Raw genomic sequence first — 16,668 nt, forward strand, 5'->3', positions numbered from 1 at the left:
CAATCCCCTCTGGAATACAGAGGATTAGCAGCCTAAGAAGGTGTTTTATGTTTGTCTCAAATCAGTATGTCAGTCTAAAAATTAGCGGGTTTTTCTTTTGGTAATTTTCTGGTAAAGTGACAACATCCTAGAAGAAAGGGAGGATGTTAGTGGAAGAAAAAGAGTTGCAGGTGCTGGTCGAAAACATTTCTATTGAATTCTTCGGTAAACCCTTTGTTCATATTGCTCGCATGAATCAACGACTGCGGACAACAGGCGGTCGTTATTTACTTCAAACGCACGACCTAGAATTCAACCCCAGAGTTCTGGAACGGTATGGAATGGAAGAATTAATTGGTGTTATTAAACATGAGTTGTGTCATTATCATCTTCACATTGAAGGGAAAGGGTACCAACACAAGGATGAAGATTTTAAGTTGCTGTTGAAAGAGACGGGAGGCAACCGGTACGTAAAAGATTTACGCAATGAGACCGAAGCCCGGCCCAACTACATTTACCACTGCAAAGAATGCCAGTATAAATATCTACGAAAAAGAAAATTAAATACACGTAAATATGTGTGCGGACATTGCCGAGGGAAGTTAGCTTTGGTCCGTTCATGATTTTGTTTATCAACTATTGACAGCTAAAGCGTTTCATATTACACTATAATAGTTGTCACGCGGTCATGGCGGAACGGCAGACGCGCCAGCTTGAGGGGCTGGTGGGGGCAACCCCGTGGAGGTTCAAGTCCTCTTGGCCGCATTGGTATATCAACGTTTTGAAGGTGTCACTGAAAAGTGGCGCCTTCTTTTTTTGTTACGTCCCGCTTTCGTCCCGCTTTTTTTCATTTCTTCTTCTCCCTATTCCCATCCATAATCGCACCAATGACAATCCCCACACACATCCCAATCCCAGCTCCTATTGCTAAACGATCGAGCAGCAATCCCACTACCACTCCAAATAGAAGCCCAAAAGAAATACCATAAGAAATATAGGAATTACTACTTTGTTTTTCGTCATTCTCTTTTCTACTCTTATTATCATTTGAATTCTTCATCATGGAATCCTCCCTTAGCTTATTTTATGTGGTCATTTTACCAAAATCGATATTTTATTCAAAACAGACCTACTTACAGTAATTATAAGATTAGATATACGAAACATATTGGACAAAAAATCTGAATTATTGCTAATCGTTGCGATAAGGTAACCACACTTCATGCTATCGCAACGCAAGGACTCGTTCCGTTGCGATAGGAGAGCCCAACCCTGTTCTATCGCAACGCAAGAGCCTTTATCGTTGTGATAGCGAAACTTTTGCTCGCTCTATCAATACGAAAGGTTCAAATAGAACTAGGGTCTGGTTTCCGGAAACTCCTCTGATACAAAAAATAACTCTCGCCACCCACCATAGGGCTACGAGAGTTATTTTGTCTCAGATTCTATTACTAATATCCATACTTCGCATTTTTAGGAATGTATAAATTAGGATTGGCTCGATAAGTTAGCAGCAAAACAATGACCGTAAATACGGTTGTTGCGAATGCACTGGCTCCGTTCATGACAATAGAATAGAGCCATGGACTCCAATCAGCTGGAGCATACTGTCCCCAGAAGTAGTATCCAGCAATCGTATGCCAGAAGAAGCGAGCCACAGTTCCTACAATAGAAGCGATTGCGATATACAGAATTGCGCGTTTCGTTTGCTTATTTTGTGCGGCTGTTACGGTTGCGTTTGCCCAGAAACCAGCAAATCCAGTAAAAGTAAAGGCAACAAAGTATTCGATGAATCCTTGCAGGGGAGTCAGGATATCTGCGTTCCCGACAAAGAGATGCAAGATTCCCCATAAGAAGCTAGCGACTAAACCAGGGCCCCATCCGCGACGCAGAGCATACAAAACTAAAACAGGCTGTCCAACTGTTATACTAAAGCTTGGTCCAACTTGCAGAGGTACGAACGAAAGGGCAGTTGCTAGAGCAGCCATAATCGTTCCCTCAATCCATAAACTTAAATTTTTCGACAAAAAAATCTCCTCCTTTATTGTAGAATGGAACAGACCTACGACAAAGGAGGAGAATACACGTGACTTCTCTTCACTCACAATTCCTACGCTCGTATTAACGATACAGGTTCGAAGGGTTAGAACTTTCATTCAATCTCAGCCATTTCTGGCACCCCTTTGTGATAAGTGTCCTATTCAATTAAATATATCCTAGCATAGAAGGAAAAAGAATGCAACAGCAAGATAGAATCTGTGTTCATTATGAGATCGATTCGTTCTCAGGAGCTTCCTCTTTTCTTCTTTTCTTATTAAGAAAGAAGTCAATGATTCCACCTATAAGAATCCCAATTCCGAAACCTGCTGCCATGTTGTTGAAATATAATCCAATCAACATACCTGAAAACATCCCAATCATGGTGAACAGGAAGGTATTTTCAGCTGGAGCAGATTCTTCGCTTGGTTTCCGCTTGTTATTCTCCAATGATGGATGCAATACGGGTGCGGTTTTTGGAAGGTTCCGTCTTTGTATCTGTGATTTTTTACGTTTAGCCACTAGCTTCGTTCCTTTCCCTAATCAAATTCTTTCTTATCTTATCAGGAAAAGAAAAACTTGTGAAGCAGACAAAGCTAATCTTCTTTAGGATCCATCACTACATCGTCTTCTTCGTGGAAATTATAAACACCATTTCCTTGAATCTTAAATGCATCGTCTTGTGGTTGATACCCTAAGTCAAAGTGCGCTTGAGAAATATCCATCCGAGGGAATCGGTTGTTGGAAACCCCGTTGACCAATAAGAATGGCTCGTGAATTTCTGCTTCCAGACACCGATCGATTAAATGGCACATATCGCATTTGGATAGGTGAGTGGCTAGGCCGTCTGCATCAGCAATCTCTGGGTCGATTTCACTATCGAATCCACCAATGCGAATTCCAATAGACTCTTGATTATGATTGTAGGCGTGGAAGCTAGCCAATGCTTCCATGTATACTTTAGAAACTCCATACAGGTCGCCAGGACGAGGATAATCAGAAGTTTTCACTTGTACATTTAACGGATAACCGCTAATCGCATGAACAGAACTAGCAAAAATAATCCGCTTCACATGGTTGGTTTCTTTACATGCTTCTTCAAATAAGTTATGGGGAACTTTATAATTCAGGTCTAATAAGGTATCATAAAAATCTGCGTCCGGTCTTGGATCGCCGGCAAGATGAATCACATAATCAATGCCTTCCAGGAGTCCTTCCCAATTTTTAGGATCGACCAAGTCTACTTTTTTGGTAGTAGTACCTTCCAGTAGTTCTTTAGGCATTTCAGAAAAATCTACATCGACTAATGTTAAGTCGTGCTTCGCTTTTAAGTATTCCGTTAGAACGACCCCAATATTTCCAGAAGCCCCAGTTATTAAAACAGATGACATAAGAAAACCTCCTCATTATTCTATTACAGCTAAATTTATGCTTTTACCCAAAAAAAGTCAAAAGATATCTATTTTGGGAGGAAACATGGAAAAGAAAGGAAAGTCTTAACGGAATACGTTATACTAGTACCGAAAGAAATCCCTGAAAGGAGCCAATTCGATGCCGGAAATGGATTACGAATTATACATGGATACAGCGATGCTTGCTGGGAAAATTATGTTAGAAAGTAACGCTGAAACCTATCGTGTAGAAGAAACAGTATCTCGTATTCTTCACATGACCAATTTAGAACTGATTGATGCGCTTGCGCTCACGACAGGGCTTGTCGCTACATTGGACAACCCGGATATGGATGCCATAACGGTAGTGAAACGGATTCCTTCGCGTTCTACAAATTTGAATAAAATCACCAAAGTAAATGATATTTCCCGCCAATTCACCTCAGGAAGAATTACGATTCAAGAAGCCTATTATGCTCTGCAAAATATTGACGAACTACAGTATGATCGTCAGCAAAAAGCTTTTGCGATGATTGCATTTACACAAGCAACGCTCGTTATGTACGGAGGGTCGATAACGGATTTTCTTTATTTACTTCCCGTTTCAATCTTTGTTGCGGTTGTGCTTCATTACGGAGAACGCTGGCGCGTGAAGTCTTTTATTCTAGACATGGTTGCGTGCTTTATCATTGCTCTAAGTACTACATTGATAGCTGGTTTTTTTGATATAACGGTTCAAGGTGACTTGATGATTATTTCTGCCATTATGCAATTACTGCCGGGTACGGCAATGACAAATGGGGTTCGGGACATTTTCCGAAGTGACTATATGTCAGGCGGAGCGAAAATATTAGAAGCCTTAATGATTGGTATCTTTATCGCTATTGGGATAGGGGTTGGCCTCGTCTTAGGAGGGAGGATTATCGCATGGTAGAGATGTTGATTGGATCTACAGCAGCGTTTATCGCGGTTTATTTTTTTGCCATTCTGTTAGATGCGCCCAAACGGTCCTTGTGGTATGCGGCATGGACAGGGGGAGTCGGTTGGTTCATTAACTTGTTTTCGCTCCACTATTTTGAAAAAGGGGTTGCTACCTTTTTTGCTGGAATAGCGATTGCTCTACTGTCACAAGTTTTCGCTCGTCGACTGAAGACGCCAACTACCATTTATTTCCTGCCTGGTTTTATTCCGATTGTCCCTGGGGAAGGGGTATATCGAGCGGTATTCGCATTTATTGAAGGTGACTACGGGACAGCGCAGATGCAATTAAATGAAGCGATGTTGGTATCGGGAGCGATTGCCATGTCAATCTTTATTGTAGATAGTATTTTCAGTTTACAGGCTCGGCTTGCTACTTTAAGCAGGGCCAAACAACAGGAAGAACCAATCGAATAGGTTGACATCAAGTTGTAACCAAATTAATAAACAATCGTAAACGAATGATGCTAGTATGATGCAGAAAGGAGTCAAGATGATGCCAGAAGAAAATGAAGAAACTCGTTCACAGCGATTCAAAAACCGCAAACGATCGAACCTAGTTGTAAAATTGGCGATTGGATTGGTTGCTCTAGTGGCAATTATATTCGTATTGGAATTCTTTATCGGAGATCCAAATGAGGTTCCAGAGTGGGAACAAGTTGCAGAGAGCGGTGAAGAATCTACTTCGCAAGAGGTCGATGAAAGTGAATCAGAGAGTGCAGAAGAATCAGTAGAGAGTGAATCAGAGAGCGAATCGGAAGAAGAATCGGAAGATGATTTTAATATTCGGGAAGTAACTTCAGAAGATCCCAACGTAATTCGAACGTTTGTGGGAGAATGGCCGCCAATCGGTACGGAGCAAGGTGAACCGCATGTGATTAATTACGATGAAGGCAGCGCAGATCGAATTGAAATCAAGCGTGCTGCTTCCGTTGTCACGAGTGTGCCGGAAGACGATATGATTGAACATTGGATTGGCAACAACGGAGAGCAGCAAGTAACTGCCACAATCAGCCAAATTTCTACAGGAGACATCTATAAAGTGTACTTGAGATGGGTTGCTGGCGAAGGTTGGCAAGTAACACGTTACGAAGAGTTGGTTCAGGTTATTCAATAAAAAAGTGGCAAGAGGGTTCAATTTGAACGACTCTTGCCACTTTTTTTATTGTTCGCTATCGTAGCGTATTTCCATTTCCTTCATTTCTGAGAAGCTGACTTGATCCTGTGCTTTTAATGCGAGGAACAAGTTAAAATCATCTCTCGCCTCATGGTCCGCTGCATCCCATACAGCAAAATCAGCTTCGTCTTTTTCATCCCAAGCTAAATCCTCTTGGAAACCAAGCATGCCATCACGCCATTCTCGGTAACTTTCGTATATATCTTCCTTCATCTTGCTCGTTCACCTTCCCTAACGAATGACATAGACCATTTCGTTTTTTCTTTGCTCTAAATCGACACTGCCGCGCATGAAGCCGGCATTTTCTAATGTTTTTCTTCCTGCAGGATTTCCGATATCTACCCAAGTAATCACACGCTCATATTCGGGAAAACTTTCCACATAAGAAAGGAAAGCTCGTACTGCAGCTGTTCCAAAACCTTGTTGCTGGAATTGGGAATCGACGAACAGTTCTTCTAACACGATGTGACTTGTAGTTGGATATAAATGAAAGAACAGAAATCCAACTGCACGAAGGTTTTCCGTTATGACGAGTGGAATACGTGTTTCCGGCTCAACGTACGCCCGTGCAATACTGTCCGAAACAGGATGAACGTACTTCTGTTGCCATCCTTCTACGGAAAGGGTGAGGCAGGCTTCCACATTCTCTGGTGATAAATTCGTTAATTCAATCAAAGGAATGCTCCTTTCCAAAAGATAGTCTTATTATACAAGAGCAAAAAGGAAAAGTCAGTGGGAACGTGATATGATAGGACAAGATAATCTGATTGAAAGTCAGGAAGGTGTAAAAAGTGAATGCATCAGAAAGAAGAATAAAAATTCAAGAAATCTTAAAAGCTACCAAAGAGCCGATTAGTGCACGGAAATTAGCGGAACAGTTCCAGGTTAGCCGACAAATCATTGTAGGAGATATTGCACTACTTCGTGCAGAAGGACATGAGATTGTGGCAACCCCAAGAGGGTACCTTTCCAATGAACCGGATGAGAAGGACAGTGGATTATTTGTGGGGAAGGTAGTGTGTCAACATTCCGAAAAACAAACGGAAGAAGAGCTACGGTTGATAATCGATCATGGTGGAGAGGTTCTGAATGTCGAAATCGAGCATCCTTTTTATGGAGTGCTGGCAGGAGAATTAAGGATTCAGTCACGTTACGATATTCAATGTTTTCTCAAGGAAATGGGTGAGCAGCAATCGAAAATGCTGTCTTCTTTGACGCATGGAATCCACTTGCATACGATTCGCAGTGTGAATGAAGAAACGTTTTTGCGCATCAAGTCCGCATTGAGAGAAGCAGGGATTTTGTACGAGTAAGGGTGTATTGACTTTTGGGAGAATCACTTTATAATGAAGTTTAGTCGGGTGTCTTGACACCTGATTAGACACTCTTCGGAAAGAAGGTTTATTATCAGTGATTCAGACAAAGAGACGCACCCGTACCCTTACCGTTTCCGCTCTATTAATTGCCATTGGCATTCTTATCCCAATGGTTTCACCATTGAAAATTGTTTTACCGCCCGCTTCCTTTACCTTGGCGAGTCATGTGGCAACGTTTATTGCCATGTTTATTTCTCCTTATGTTGCTATCATGGTAGCGTTCGGCACCGCGATGGGCTTTTTATTGGGTGGTTTCCCGATTGTGATTACGTTACGTGCCTTGTCCCATCTCGTATTTGCTTATATAGGCGGAAACTATCTGGCAAGCCGGCCTGACTTTTTCCAAAAAAGATCTCAAGTATGGTTCTTTAACTTTTTGATTGGAATTTTACATGCTCTTTGTGAAGTAGTCGTGGTTTCCTTTTTCTACTTTTCAGGTAATTTATCAGAAGGGTATTACGATCAAGGATTACTCTTTTCGGTCATGGGCTTAGTCGGCGTTGGAACGGTCATTCATAGCATGGTTGATTTTTGGCTGGCAGAGTTGGTCTGGAAATCAATTCCCAAGAAGAATTTGTAAGAATTCATTAATAAGCCCAAAGTCTGAGGAAAGAAGCCTCTTTTTCACTTAGAATGAAAGTATGAACAGGAGGACGAATAAAATGAAAAAATTAAAAACAATGGTACTTTCTGTAGCGGGGATGCTTACGATAAGTGCCGCTACGCTTGCAGCCCCAACAACTGCACTTGCAAATGGAATTGACACCACAGTTATCAATGAAAAGTGGGGAAAACCAACCTTTGCTTACGGTGGAGGATTAAGTGAAGCTCAGGTTGAAGAAACAGCAGAGCTGTTGGGCATTGAGAATATGGAAAATGTAAACAGCTTTCCTGTAACTGGGGAAGACCTAGAACACTACTTAAATGAAGGAGCTTCTGATACCTCTTCGATGATCTCATCAGTCTTGGTACAAAAACAAGATGAAGGAGAAGGTGTGGAAGTAAGTATTGAAACTCCAGACCAAATTACAGAAATTACAGCGGAACAATATACGAATGCGGCGATTACTGCAGGCGTAAATGATGCCTTGATTATGGTGGCAAGTGTAACTCGGGTAACGGGTGAAAGTGCGCTGACAGGGATCTACAAAGCATTCGATGCCAACGGTGAAGAGTTAGAACAAGACCGAATGGAAGTCGCACAAGAAGAGTTGGAGACGACCAATTCAATCGCACAAGAAAATGCAGATGAAGAAGGATTCGATCCATCCCGACTAGACCAAGCAATCATTGAAATTAAGCAGTCGCTGGCAGACTTAAAAGAACAACAAGGAGAACTTGCGACTAGGGAAGATATGGAGCGAATTATTCAAGAAGCTCTGGCAAACTTTGAGTTAGAAAACTATGTTACTCAAGACCAAGTTGACCGCTTGTTAGCATTGTTTGAGAAATACCAACAAACATCAGCCATCGATTCAGAAAAAGTGCAAGAACAATTAAAAGATTTATCGAATACAGTACAAGACAAGGTATCTGATTTGATTAATCAAGCTGAAGAGAGTGGACTGATGGACCGTATTGGGAACTTCTTCCGTGAAATATGGAATGCCATTACAAACTTGTTTAATTAAAAAATAGCAGAGGCGGGGACATTAATCTGTTCCCGCCTCTGCTATTTTTATGCGCCAAATAACTGAACGGCTACTTGCATGATAACTGGAATGGTAAGGATCGAGAAGATGGAAGAAAGGACGACCATCCGAGCGCCGTAATGATAATCCCCACCGAATAATCTACCTAGAATTGCGGTGTTAACAGCAGCAGGAGCCACCGAAGCAATCGTTAGAACAAGTTCAACTTCGGTATTGTTGATCGGCAGAAGATAGATGATGAGAATGGCTAGTAGCGGAGTAACAATCAACCTCATGAACACACTTTTATAAGCGTGCCAATGGACGAATATTTCTCCCAGATTACTATTAGCCAAGTAACTTCCAATGATAATCATCGCCAGAGACGTATTTAGCGCTGCCATGCTATCCACTGCATTCCAGACAAAGGTTGGTAAGGGAATTTGAAGGATATAGATTGCTAAGCCGACAATGGCACCCACCATCCCTGGATTGGTAAAAGCTTTTTTTAAGGTCATCGCTTTTCGGTCGCCAGAAATCAACGCCCGACCGTATGTCCATTGGAGAATATTATTGCACATGATAAAAGCTGTCATAAAGAATACCCCTTCTAGTCCGATTAAGGACATGACAATCGGGATACCAAAGAATCCAGAATTGGCAAACGTTGCAGCATATTTATCGATGCGGTCTTCTTTTTTGAAAATCAGTTCATTCAGGAGGATTCGACTGCCGAGTGTTAGAAGTCCTGCGACAACGGCCCACCCAAATAATCGGAGCCGATCGCTGTCGAATGGTGCGTTGAAGGAAGCAATCATGGCTGCGGGCATTACGTACATGGAGAGAATAGTTGAAATCTGCCGTGCACCTTCGCTATTAATCACATTTGCTTTTACTAAGATAAACCCAAATATAATAAGGGTAAACATCGTCAACATCTGTTCTAACAATATACCAAACATGGACATTTCTTTCTTTCCCTTCTTTCTTTTCATAGCATATAAGAATGATAATACCATAAAACGAGTACCAATTATGAAAACATTCCCAAAAAAAACATTTTCGCTTATAATGAAAGGAATCGTAAAAGAGGAAGGATTTTAAGATGAAAAATAATCAAACGGTTAGAGTCGGTCCCCAGCAATACCAAATGAAACAAGGAATACTGGAACAACTTCCAGATATGTTAATACAAGAGGGTTTCTTGCGCGTGATGCTTGTCCATGGTGAAGTATCGTTTCAAAAAGCAGAGCCTTATTTAGAGTCGCTTTTTTCTTCTTCCGTTCTGGTAGAGGATTACTTCTTTGCAGGGGAGTGCAGCGATGCCGCCATCGATACTCTAACAGCGGCACTTACAGCGAAAAATGTCGATGCGGTTCTAGCAGTAGGAGGCGGAAAGGTAATGGATACGGTAAAGTACGCTGCTTATCGAGCAAATCAATTACCCTATATCGCTATCCCAACCCTAGCAAGCAACTGCGCACCGTGGACTCCTGTATCGGTTATCTATCAGCCTGACGGAACATTTGTGAGACTCGATGTGTTGCCCGTTCAAGCGGCTGCCTTACTGATTGAGCCACAACTCATTTTTGATGCTCCAAGAGAATACCTGGTTGCAGGAATAGGCGACACCTTGGCCAAATGGTATGAATCGGATGCTATTCTGGCTCAAGAAAAGCATCAAAATTCAGCGATGTTGAAAATGGCTCGTTTCGCTGCTAAAGAATGTCAAACGACTATTCTGGAGCGAGGAGTGGAAGCACTGCAAGAGGTTGATAATGGAAAGTTATCTGAGGCGTTCTTGGCTGTCAGTGAAGCGATAATTTCGGTGAGCGGTTTAGTAGGTGGATTTGGTGACGAGTTGGCTCGAACGACCATTGCCCATGAAATACATGATGCCTTAACGATTTACCCGTCTGCACATCGTTTTTTACATGGCTCTCTAGTAGGATATGGAATTTTAGTCCAACTAGCGGTTGAAGAAAACTGGACAGAAATTGAAAAATTAACCAATTTCTACCGGGTTGTGGGAATTCCGGCTTCCTTACAAGAATTGGGACTGGATTCTTTAACAGATGAAGAGAGAATGGTTGTAGCTCGTTTAGCTTCTCAACCGCACTTGCCGGTTCACCACTTGCCTTATCCAGTCGATGCAGCCATTTTATATGAAGCGATTCAAGTAGTAGAAAAATTAAATCATCATTAAAAGCACAGTTTTCAATGAAAGTTCTACTAATTTATCCTATAATGAGAATATCATCGAACTCGGAAGGAGCTTGATAATGAATATTCAGCCACATCAAGCACAACAACTAGTCAAAGAAGCGAAAAAAATCAAAGAAAAAGCATATGTACCGTACTCCCATTTTCCAGTTGGAGCAGCCGTTTTGTACAAAGACGGACACATCATTTCAGGCGTCAATGTAGAGAATGTTTCGTTCGGAGCGACAAACTGTGCAGAACGAACGGCACTGTTTACTGGCGTCACAGAAGGGTACACAAAGAAAGATATTCAAGCGATTGCAGTTTCAGCAAATACAAAAGATTACATCACTCCTTGTAGTATCTGCCGACAAGTAATGGTAGAACTCTGCCAGCCAGATACGGTTGTTTATTTAACAAATGGCAAGGATGAAGTAAAAGAAGTTACCGTTGAAGAATTAGTTCCATTTGCTTTTTCATCAATGGATCATTAATCGAGATGAGGCGGGAATGATTCCAGCCTCTTTTTCATGAAAAAGGAGGGATACAATGGAAGAGAAGAAGAACTACAAAGAAGTACTGTTGTATCTCTTGTTCGGAGTAATGACAACTGCTGTCAATATAGTCGTGTTCTTTTTGCTTGAACAGATTCTTGGCTGGCAGTACTTGCAAGCGAATATAGTAGCGATTGTGGTTTCTATTTTGTTTGCCTTTTTTACTAATCAACGCTACGTTTTTCGTTCACAGTCCAGCACGTTGGAATTAAAACTGCGGGAGTTCTTTTTATTTGTCAGTTTCCGTGCTATCTCTGGAATCTTAGACATGCTCTTATTGTGGATGATGGTGGATGGGATCGGAATGGATTCGACTATTGCCAAAGTTATAACGCAAGTCCTTGTCGTGTTCATGAATTATTTCTTTAGTAAATTCTTTGTTTTCCAAACAAAAAAGAAGTAAACGACGAAATCGAGCGTCGTTTACTTCTTTTTATAATTTAAGCAGGAAATAAGCAAAGATTACCATTACGATACAGTGAATACTAATACCAATAAGCCCTTGATAGAAGGTTTTGTTCTCTTTTCCTTCGCGGTCTTCGCTGTACAAGGTCGTAATGAAGGCAATTAAGTAAGAAAGGCTGTGCAGGAATACGATTAACAAGACAATCGCAGCCAAGCCAAGCGGTACAATCATTGCCAAAATGAAAAAGACACATAGAAGTAAGAAGTAGAATGTGTTCATGCTGGTAAATTGTGTAACCCAGTTATGGAAGTTTAGGGGTTGTTTTGTTGAATACTTCTTGAACAGATAGGATAAAATACTATAGAGCAAGAAATATACCAAGAAGAATAAAGTCCATTTCCAGAACCACTCGAATCCATTCAATTCAAAGGTTAATGATGGCAAGATTGAAATATCTAGCATGAATTGATAGGAACGATCGAGTGCATCAGCAACTCGGGTAATGATGCCAGCTGAGAAGAGGGAAGCCAACAGCACATTCACATATCCATAAAAAGGATGGCGTTCAGAACGTTCACCTATTTGCACAGGATGAGTGACCTTCTTAAAATAGTATGTAAAATAGTTAAGGAAAGTCACGCCAACTTTTTTGAAATGAAGCCCATTTTCAGCTTTACGCGATTTTGCTTCTTGATTTGGTACATATGTAGTCACAACCGGCTCCTCTTTCTCCGGCTCAACAGGTGGGGTATCCACTTCGCTTAAATCTAATCCGCACATAGGACAGACTGTTGCGTCCTGTGGAATTGTACTGCTACAAAAATAACATTCTTTCATCGCAAGGCGCCTCCTCTTTTTTATCATTATAAGCTTACTCGAGTATTTTTTCAAAAACAAGCCTTATCTTAAGAAGAGACAAACTTCCCTTCATTTGGTAGGATAGAAGTATATAGAATAAAAGGAGAATGCGGTTATGAAAATGGTTCATACTTGTGTACGAGTAAAAAATCTAGAAGAATCTTTAGCTTTTTATCAAGAAGCCTTTGGATTTAAGGAAGTAAGTCGGAAAGATTATCCAGAACACAAATTTACCTTGGTATATTTGTCTCTCGAAAACGATCCTTACCAATTAGAATTGACGTATAACTATGATCATGAAGGGTATGACTTAGGGGATGGGTATGGTCATATTGCGATTGAGGTTGACGACGTTCCAGAAGCACACGAAAGACATCGTGCAGCTGGTTTTGAAGTGACGGAGCTAAAAGGATTGCCAAACTCAGATTTCCGTTATTACTTCGTCATGGATCCGGACGGTTACAAGATTGAAGTCGTGCAAGGTCGTTAGAAAAAGCTTGCTAAATTCAATGGATGATGGTATGATTCTGTTCATGCGACGAGGCGACTTGTAATCCATTTGAGATTACAGTTGACGCGGGACATACGTGCTTTGCACACCACAGGATGTGGATGTTTGATAAATCTTGTGTGAACCTTGATTTATCCATGAGCAATCATGCCGCGGAGGAGCTGTACTCTTTAAGAGTGCAGCTCTTTTTTTTGATTTAAATAGACATTTTCATCGTTTCGTCTAAATTTTACTGTTATAATACACCCAAAAGGAGGCGCTTACGATGAAAAAAATCATGAAAGGGTTGATTGGGCTATGCTCCATCTTCTTACTAGCTTGCTCGAATACAAATGATACATCGACAGAGCAAATAGGAGCACCACAAACCGATGTCGCATTAACGAACGAAGAATCCGAAATTGGTGAAAGGCTGATCGGTGAAAAAGTAATTAAGACAGTGACCTTGAATTACGAAACGCTCTTATTTGATGAGACATTGGATCACATCATGGAAACAATTCAGTCACATGATGCCTATATTGAATTTTCTTATGAATCCACGAATAATTATAGCGGTTCTGTCGGACCTGAAGCGAGAAATTATCGAAGAATCGAATATACATTGCGTGTGCCTACCGATGCTCTCTATGATTTTCTAGGAGACTTGGAAGGCATGGAGGCCGTTAAAATAAGTGAGCAAATCGGGTCTCAAGATGTCACGCAACAATATGCCGATCTGGAAACGCGGATTGGGGTCTTGAACCAAAAGGAGGAACGGCTACAGACCTTATTAAGTGAAGCCGTTACGATTGAAGAAATCCTCCAAATTGAAAATCAATTGAGTGAGACGATAGCTGAAAGGGAAACCTTACAATCGCAAGTAGATAACTTTGATAGTCTGATCGCCTATACGGAAGTACATCTGACTGTCGATGAACGACAAAGAATTTCTGAACAGCCTGGAGATGGGATTCCATTCTGGGAACGTTTCAAAGAAGCAGTAGTAGACTCGATGTTTGCCTTCTATTATTGGATTCAGAATTTCGTCATTTGGCTGATTTTCTTATTGCCGTACCTGGTGGTTGCTGGATTAATTTACCTTCTTTATAGATTCATTCTCCGTCGTTATAAAGAAACCAGCATGGGTCAAAAACGGGAGAAAGAGCGTAGTCAAGTTCAAATGAAGAGAAAGAGAAGAACAAAAATCGTTCCACAAAACCAAGAAGAGAAGAAAGAGACAAAGGAAAAAGAATAAAACTGGAAGACTCATCCTTCCTTCTATATGACAGGATGGGTCTCCTTTTTCTTTGAATAAATAGAAATCTGTAATCATGTGGGTAACGAAAAAATGAAGAATAAATAAATAGACATAATAAAAACGTATCAATATGTTGTAAGTTAGTTGGTTAATATCTTGAAAACTTTTACTAAAATTTATTTGTCATGTTTACCTTTTTAAGCGGTTACATCACCACGGAGCTAGCTTTTTTCATTCTTATGAGGGAAAAATGTTTCTTGGATATGCTATCAATAGCACAAAATGAGTTGCAATGGTATGATGGAAATAAGAATTTTATAATGATAAATTAATGTTATACATTTATTTATAACATGGTTGTGAAAGGAGAGGGCGATAGAGTGAATCGGAATCTTTTTATAGATTTGGAAAAAGAGTTATATTTGTTTAATCACGGAGAACATTTTGAAAGTTACCGAATAATGGGTAGCAAGCGAAGCACAGAAGAGGCAGGTTCTGGATGGCGTTTTACGGTCTGGGCACCAAATGCGAAATCTGTTTCATTAGTGGGAGATTTTTCTGATTGGGATCCAATTGAAATGGCTGAAGTTGGCACAACAGGAGTTTGGTCCGTCTTTTCTATGGAACCAAAAGAAGGGCAATGTTACCAATACTTAATGGAAGACCATAACGGAACATTCACTTACAAAATAGATCCATACGCGTTAGCTTTTGAAGTACCACCAAAAGAGGCCTCTCTTGTGCAAGATCTCCCAGATAAAAAATGGCGTGATGGACAATGGTACGCCAATAAACGAAGAAAATCCATCTATAAAAAGCCGCTAAATATTTACGAAGTACATTTTGCTTCTTGGAAACGTCATGCCGATGGAAGAAGTTATTCTTTCCAGGAAATGGGCGAAGAATTGATTCCTTATGTAAAAGAAATGGGCTATACACATATTGAATTTATGCCTTTGATGGAACATCCACTGGAAGCTTCTTGGGGATACCAAATAACCGGTTATTATGCGATTGCAGCACGTTTTGGCAACGTAGTCGAATTTCGAGATTTTGTTGAGGAAGCTCATCGCCAAGGAATTGGTATTATTCTCGATTGGGTACCAGGACATTTCTGTCGCAACGGCTATGCTTTGAGCCAATATGATGGAACACCAACCTTTGAGTATCAAGATGCTAATCAAGCTGTTAATAACCGCTGGGGAACCATAAACTTTGACCTAGGGAAGCATCAAGTACAGAGCTTCTTGATTTCTAATGCAATGTATTGGATGGAAGAGTTTCATGTCGACGGTATTCGAGTGGATGCTGTATCGAACATGCTTTACTTGGATTATGATGAGGGACCTTGGACACCAAATGAAGATGGAACCAATCATAATCGGGCAGGAGTTGCCTTCTTACAGAAGTTGAATCAAACAATCTTTGGGCGGAATCCCAACATGTTGATGATTGCGGAAGAAAGCACAGCATGGGCTAATGTGACCCGTCCTATTGAAATGGGCGGACTGGGCTTCAACTATAAATGGAATATGGGTTGGATGAATGACACATTGAAATTTTTCTCTCTTGATCCACTGTTTCGTAAGGATCATTTCGAATTGATCACCTTCTCCTTCATGTATGCCTTCAACGAAAACTTCCTCTTGCCTATTTCCCACGATGAAGTTGTTCATGGGAAAAAATCACTTCTAGGAAAAGTGCCAGGAGACCGGTATAACCAATTTGCCAATTTACGAAATTTTCAAGCCTATATGTTTGCGCATCCCGGCAAGAAGTTGAACTTTATGGGGAATGAAATCGGACAATTTTTGGAGTGGCGATTCGAAGAAGAACTGGAATGGGGAGTTTTAGACAATGAGTTTAATCCCGAGTACCAACATTTCATTAAAACGCTAAACCATCTTTACAAAGAGCAACGTGCTCTACATGAGATAGATGAATCCCAAACAGGAATCGAAATAATTGATGCGGATAATCGTCTGGAAACGGTCCTTACCTTTATCCGGAAATCAGAGAAAGAACGAGATTTTCTTATCGTTATTTCGAACTTTACTCCTGTTGAAAGACGCAATTACCGGATTGGTGTTCCATACGAAGGACTGTATGAAGAATTATTGAATACTGAAATGCAAGAATTTGGTGGTACATGGACGATGCATCAAGCAGACATGAAAACTACAAGCGAACCTTTTAAGCATTATGAACACTCATTGGAACTGACTGTTCCTGCACAAGGAACTGTTTATTTACGTCCCAAAAGAATTTACGGAGTGAAGCAAAGAAAAAAAGCATAAAGGAGGGAAGGAAGAAATCATGGTAAAAGAA

Annotated in this window: 21 protein-coding genes, 1 tRNA gene and 1 riboswitch; of the genes, 14 read left to right on the forward strand and 8 right to left on the reverse strand. The window is 40.8% G+C overall.

Translation table 11 applies throughout. From position 1 onward, the window contains the following. The first annotated feature begins 149 nt into the window (after positions 1 to 149). Both PVE40_RS07065 and PVE40_RS07070 read left to right on the forward strand, forming a co-directional pair. Entirely contained in the window at positions 150 to 602 is a 453-nt protein-coding gene (locus PVE40_RS07065; RefSeq protein WP_274731220.1) for a SprT family protein, read from the forward strand. Positions 603 to 661: 59 nt separating this feature from the next. After that, positions 662 to 744, forward strand: a tRNA-Leu gene (locus tag PVE40_RS07070). A gap of 82 nt (positions 745 to 826) precedes the next feature. On the opposite strand, the gene PVE40_RS07075 is transcribed toward PVE40_RS07070, so the two are convergent. The 4 genes from PVE40_RS07075 to PVE40_RS07090 all read right to left on the reverse strand — a co-directional run bounded on the left by PVE40_RS07075 (position 827) and on the right by PVE40_RS07090 (position 3,407). After that, positions 827 to 1,039 (reverse strand): glycine zipper domain-containing protein, encoded by a 213-nt coding sequence (locus PVE40_RS07075; RefSeq protein WP_274731184.1) that lies wholly within the window; start codon positions 1,037 to 1,039, stop codon positions 827 to 829. A 391-nt stretch (positions 1,040 to 1,430) separates the two neighbouring features. Then, positions 1,431 to 2,006: an energy-coupled thiamine transporter ThiT gene (gene thiT, locus PVE40_RS07080; protein WP_274731185.1), complete on the reverse strand. Its 576-nt coding sequence runs from the start codon at positions 2,004 to 2,006 to the stop codon at positions 1,431 to 1,433. 63 nt (positions 2,007 to 2,069) lie between these two features. Next, positions 2,070 to 2,172, reverse strand: a riboswitch (TPP riboswitch). Positions 2,173 to 2,244: 72 nt separating this feature from the next. Further along, a complete protein-coding gene (locus PVE40_RS07085; protein WP_274731186.1) occupies positions 2,245 to 2,538 on the reverse strand; it encodes a hypothetical protein in 294 nt (97 codons plus the stop codon). 74 nt (positions 2,539 to 2,612) lie between these two features. Beyond that, positions 2,613 to 3,407, reverse strand: coding sequence for an NAD-dependent epimerase/dehydratase family protein (locus PVE40_RS07090; protein WP_274731187.1), 795 nt, complete (start codon positions 3,405 to 3,407; stop codon positions 2,613 to 2,615). Positions 3,408 to 3,567: 160 nt separating this feature from the next. On the opposite strand from PVE40_RS07090, the gene PVE40_RS07095 reads away from it, so the two are divergent. From PVE40_RS07095 to PVE40_RS07105, 3 genes are all read left to right on the forward strand, one after another. Next, the gene (locus PVE40_RS07095; protein WP_274731188.1) at positions 3,568 to 4,341 is read left to right on the forward strand and encodes a threonine/serine exporter family protein; all 774 of its coding nucleotides are present in this window, start codon (positions 3,568 to 3,570) and stop codon (positions 4,339 to 4,341) included. After that, positions 4,335 to 4,802 (forward strand): threonine/serine exporter family protein, encoded by a 468-nt coding sequence (locus PVE40_RS07100; protein ID WP_274731189.1) that lies wholly within the window; start codon positions 4,335 to 4,337, stop codon positions 4,800 to 4,802. The genes PVE40_RS07095 and PVE40_RS07100 overlap by 7 nt, the downstream gene beginning before the upstream one ends. A gap of 79 nt (positions 4,803 to 4,881) precedes the next feature. Beyond that, a complete protein-coding gene (locus PVE40_RS07105; RefSeq protein ID WP_274731190.1) occupies positions 4,882 to 5,502 on the forward strand; it encodes a YrrS family protein in 621 nt (206 codons plus the stop codon). A gap of 45 nt (positions 5,503 to 5,547) precedes the next feature. Here PVE40_RS07105 and PVE40_RS07110 read toward each other — a convergent pair whose 3' ends face one another. Next, positions 5,548 to 5,775, reverse strand: a complete 228-nt coding sequence (locus PVE40_RS07110) for a hypothetical protein (protein ID WP_274731191.1) — start codon at positions 5,773 to 5,775, stop codon at positions 5,548 to 5,550. An 18-nt stretch (positions 5,776 to 5,793) separates the two neighbouring features. Then, on the reverse strand, positions 5,794 to 6,237 hold the full coding sequence (locus tag PVE40_RS07115; protein WP_274731192.1) for a GNAT family N-acetyltransferase: 444 nt from the start codon (positions 6,235 to 6,237) through the stop codon (positions 5,794 to 5,796). Between the two features lie 116 nt (positions 6,238 to 6,353). Between PVE40_RS07115 and PVE40_RS07120 the strand changes: the two genes are divergently transcribed. The 3 genes from PVE40_RS07120 to PVE40_RS07130 all read left to right on the forward strand — a co-directional run bounded on the left by PVE40_RS07120 (position 6,354) and on the right by PVE40_RS07130 (position 8,569). Beyond that, positions 6,354 to 6,875, forward strand: a complete 522-nt coding sequence (locus PVE40_RS07120) for a transcription repressor NadR (protein WP_274731193.1) — start codon at positions 6,354 to 6,356, stop codon at positions 6,873 to 6,875. Positions 6,876 to 6,972: 97 nt separating this feature from the next. Next, positions 6,973 to 7,518 (forward strand): hypothetical protein, encoded by a 546-nt coding sequence (locus tag PVE40_RS07125; protein ID WP_274731194.1) that lies wholly within the window; start codon positions 6,973 to 6,975, stop codon positions 7,516 to 7,518. 82 nt (positions 7,519 to 7,600) lie between these two features. Next, entirely contained in the window at positions 7,601 to 8,569 is a 969-nt protein-coding gene (locus PVE40_RS07130; protein ID WP_274731195.1) for a DUF1002 domain-containing protein, read from the forward strand. Positions 8,570 to 8,616: 47 nt separating this feature from the next. Here PVE40_RS07130 and PVE40_RS07135 read toward each other — a convergent pair whose 3' ends face one another. Continuing rightward, entirely contained in the window at positions 8,617 to 9,537 is a 921-nt protein-coding gene (locus PVE40_RS07135; protein WP_274731196.1) for an AEC family transporter, read from the reverse strand. 137 nt (positions 9,538 to 9,674) lie between these two features. On the opposite strand from PVE40_RS07135, the gene PVE40_RS07140 reads away from it, so the two are divergent. The 3 genes from PVE40_RS07140 to PVE40_RS07150 all read left to right on the forward strand — a co-directional run bounded on the left by PVE40_RS07140 (position 9,675) and on the right by PVE40_RS07150 (position 11,728). After that, the gene (locus PVE40_RS07140) at positions 9,675 to 10,775 is read left to right on the forward strand and encodes an iron-containing alcohol dehydrogenase family protein (RefSeq protein ID WP_274731198.1); all 1,101 of its coding nucleotides are present in this window, start codon (positions 9,675 to 9,677) and stop codon (positions 10,773 to 10,775) included. Between the two features lie 76 nt (positions 10,776 to 10,851). Further along, on the forward strand, positions 10,852 to 11,265 hold the full coding sequence (gene cdd / locus PVE40_RS07145; protein WP_274731199.1) for a cytidine deaminase: 414 nt from the start codon (positions 10,852 to 10,854) through the stop codon (positions 11,263 to 11,265). Positions 11,266 to 11,320: 55 nt separating this feature from the next. Beyond that, positions 11,321 to 11,728, forward strand: a complete 408-nt coding sequence (locus tag PVE40_RS07150; protein ID WP_274731200.1) for a GtrA family protein — start codon at positions 11,321 to 11,323, stop codon at positions 11,726 to 11,728. Positions 11,729 to 11,758: 30 nt separating this feature from the next. On the opposite strand, the gene PVE40_RS07155 is transcribed toward PVE40_RS07150, so the two are convergent. Then, positions 11,759 to 12,568: a hypothetical protein gene (locus PVE40_RS07155; protein ID WP_274731201.1), complete on the reverse strand. Its 810-nt coding sequence runs from the start codon at positions 12,566 to 12,568 to the stop codon at positions 11,759 to 11,761. Positions 12,569 to 12,704: 136 nt separating this feature from the next. Between PVE40_RS07155 and gloA the strand changes: the two genes are divergently transcribed. From gloA to glgB, 3 genes are all read left to right on the forward strand, one after another. Further along, positions 12,705 to 13,079: a lactoylglutathione lyase gene (gloA, locus tag PVE40_RS07160; RefSeq protein WP_274731202.1), complete on the forward strand. Its 375-nt coding sequence runs from the start codon at positions 12,705 to 12,707 to the stop codon at positions 13,077 to 13,079. Between the two features lie 286 nt (positions 13,080 to 13,365). Then, positions 13,366 to 14,337, forward strand: a complete 972-nt coding sequence (locus tag PVE40_RS07165) for a DUF4349 domain-containing protein (RefSeq protein WP_274731203.1) — start codon at positions 13,366 to 13,368, stop codon at positions 14,335 to 14,337. 383 nt (positions 14,338 to 14,720) lie between these two features. Beyond that, the gene (glgB, locus tag PVE40_RS07170; RefSeq protein ID WP_274731205.1) at positions 14,721 to 16,637 is read left to right on the forward strand and encodes a 1,4-alpha-glucan branching protein GlgB; all 1,917 of its coding nucleotides are present in this window, start codon (positions 14,721 to 14,723) and stop codon (positions 16,635 to 16,637) included. Positions 16,638 to 16,668: the final 31 nt, after the last annotated feature.

Source organism: Jeotgalibaca caeni (genome assembly GCF_028863945.1).
GTDB lineage: Bacteria > Bacillota > Bacilli > Lactobacillales > Aerococcaceae > Jeotgalibaca > Jeotgalibaca caeni.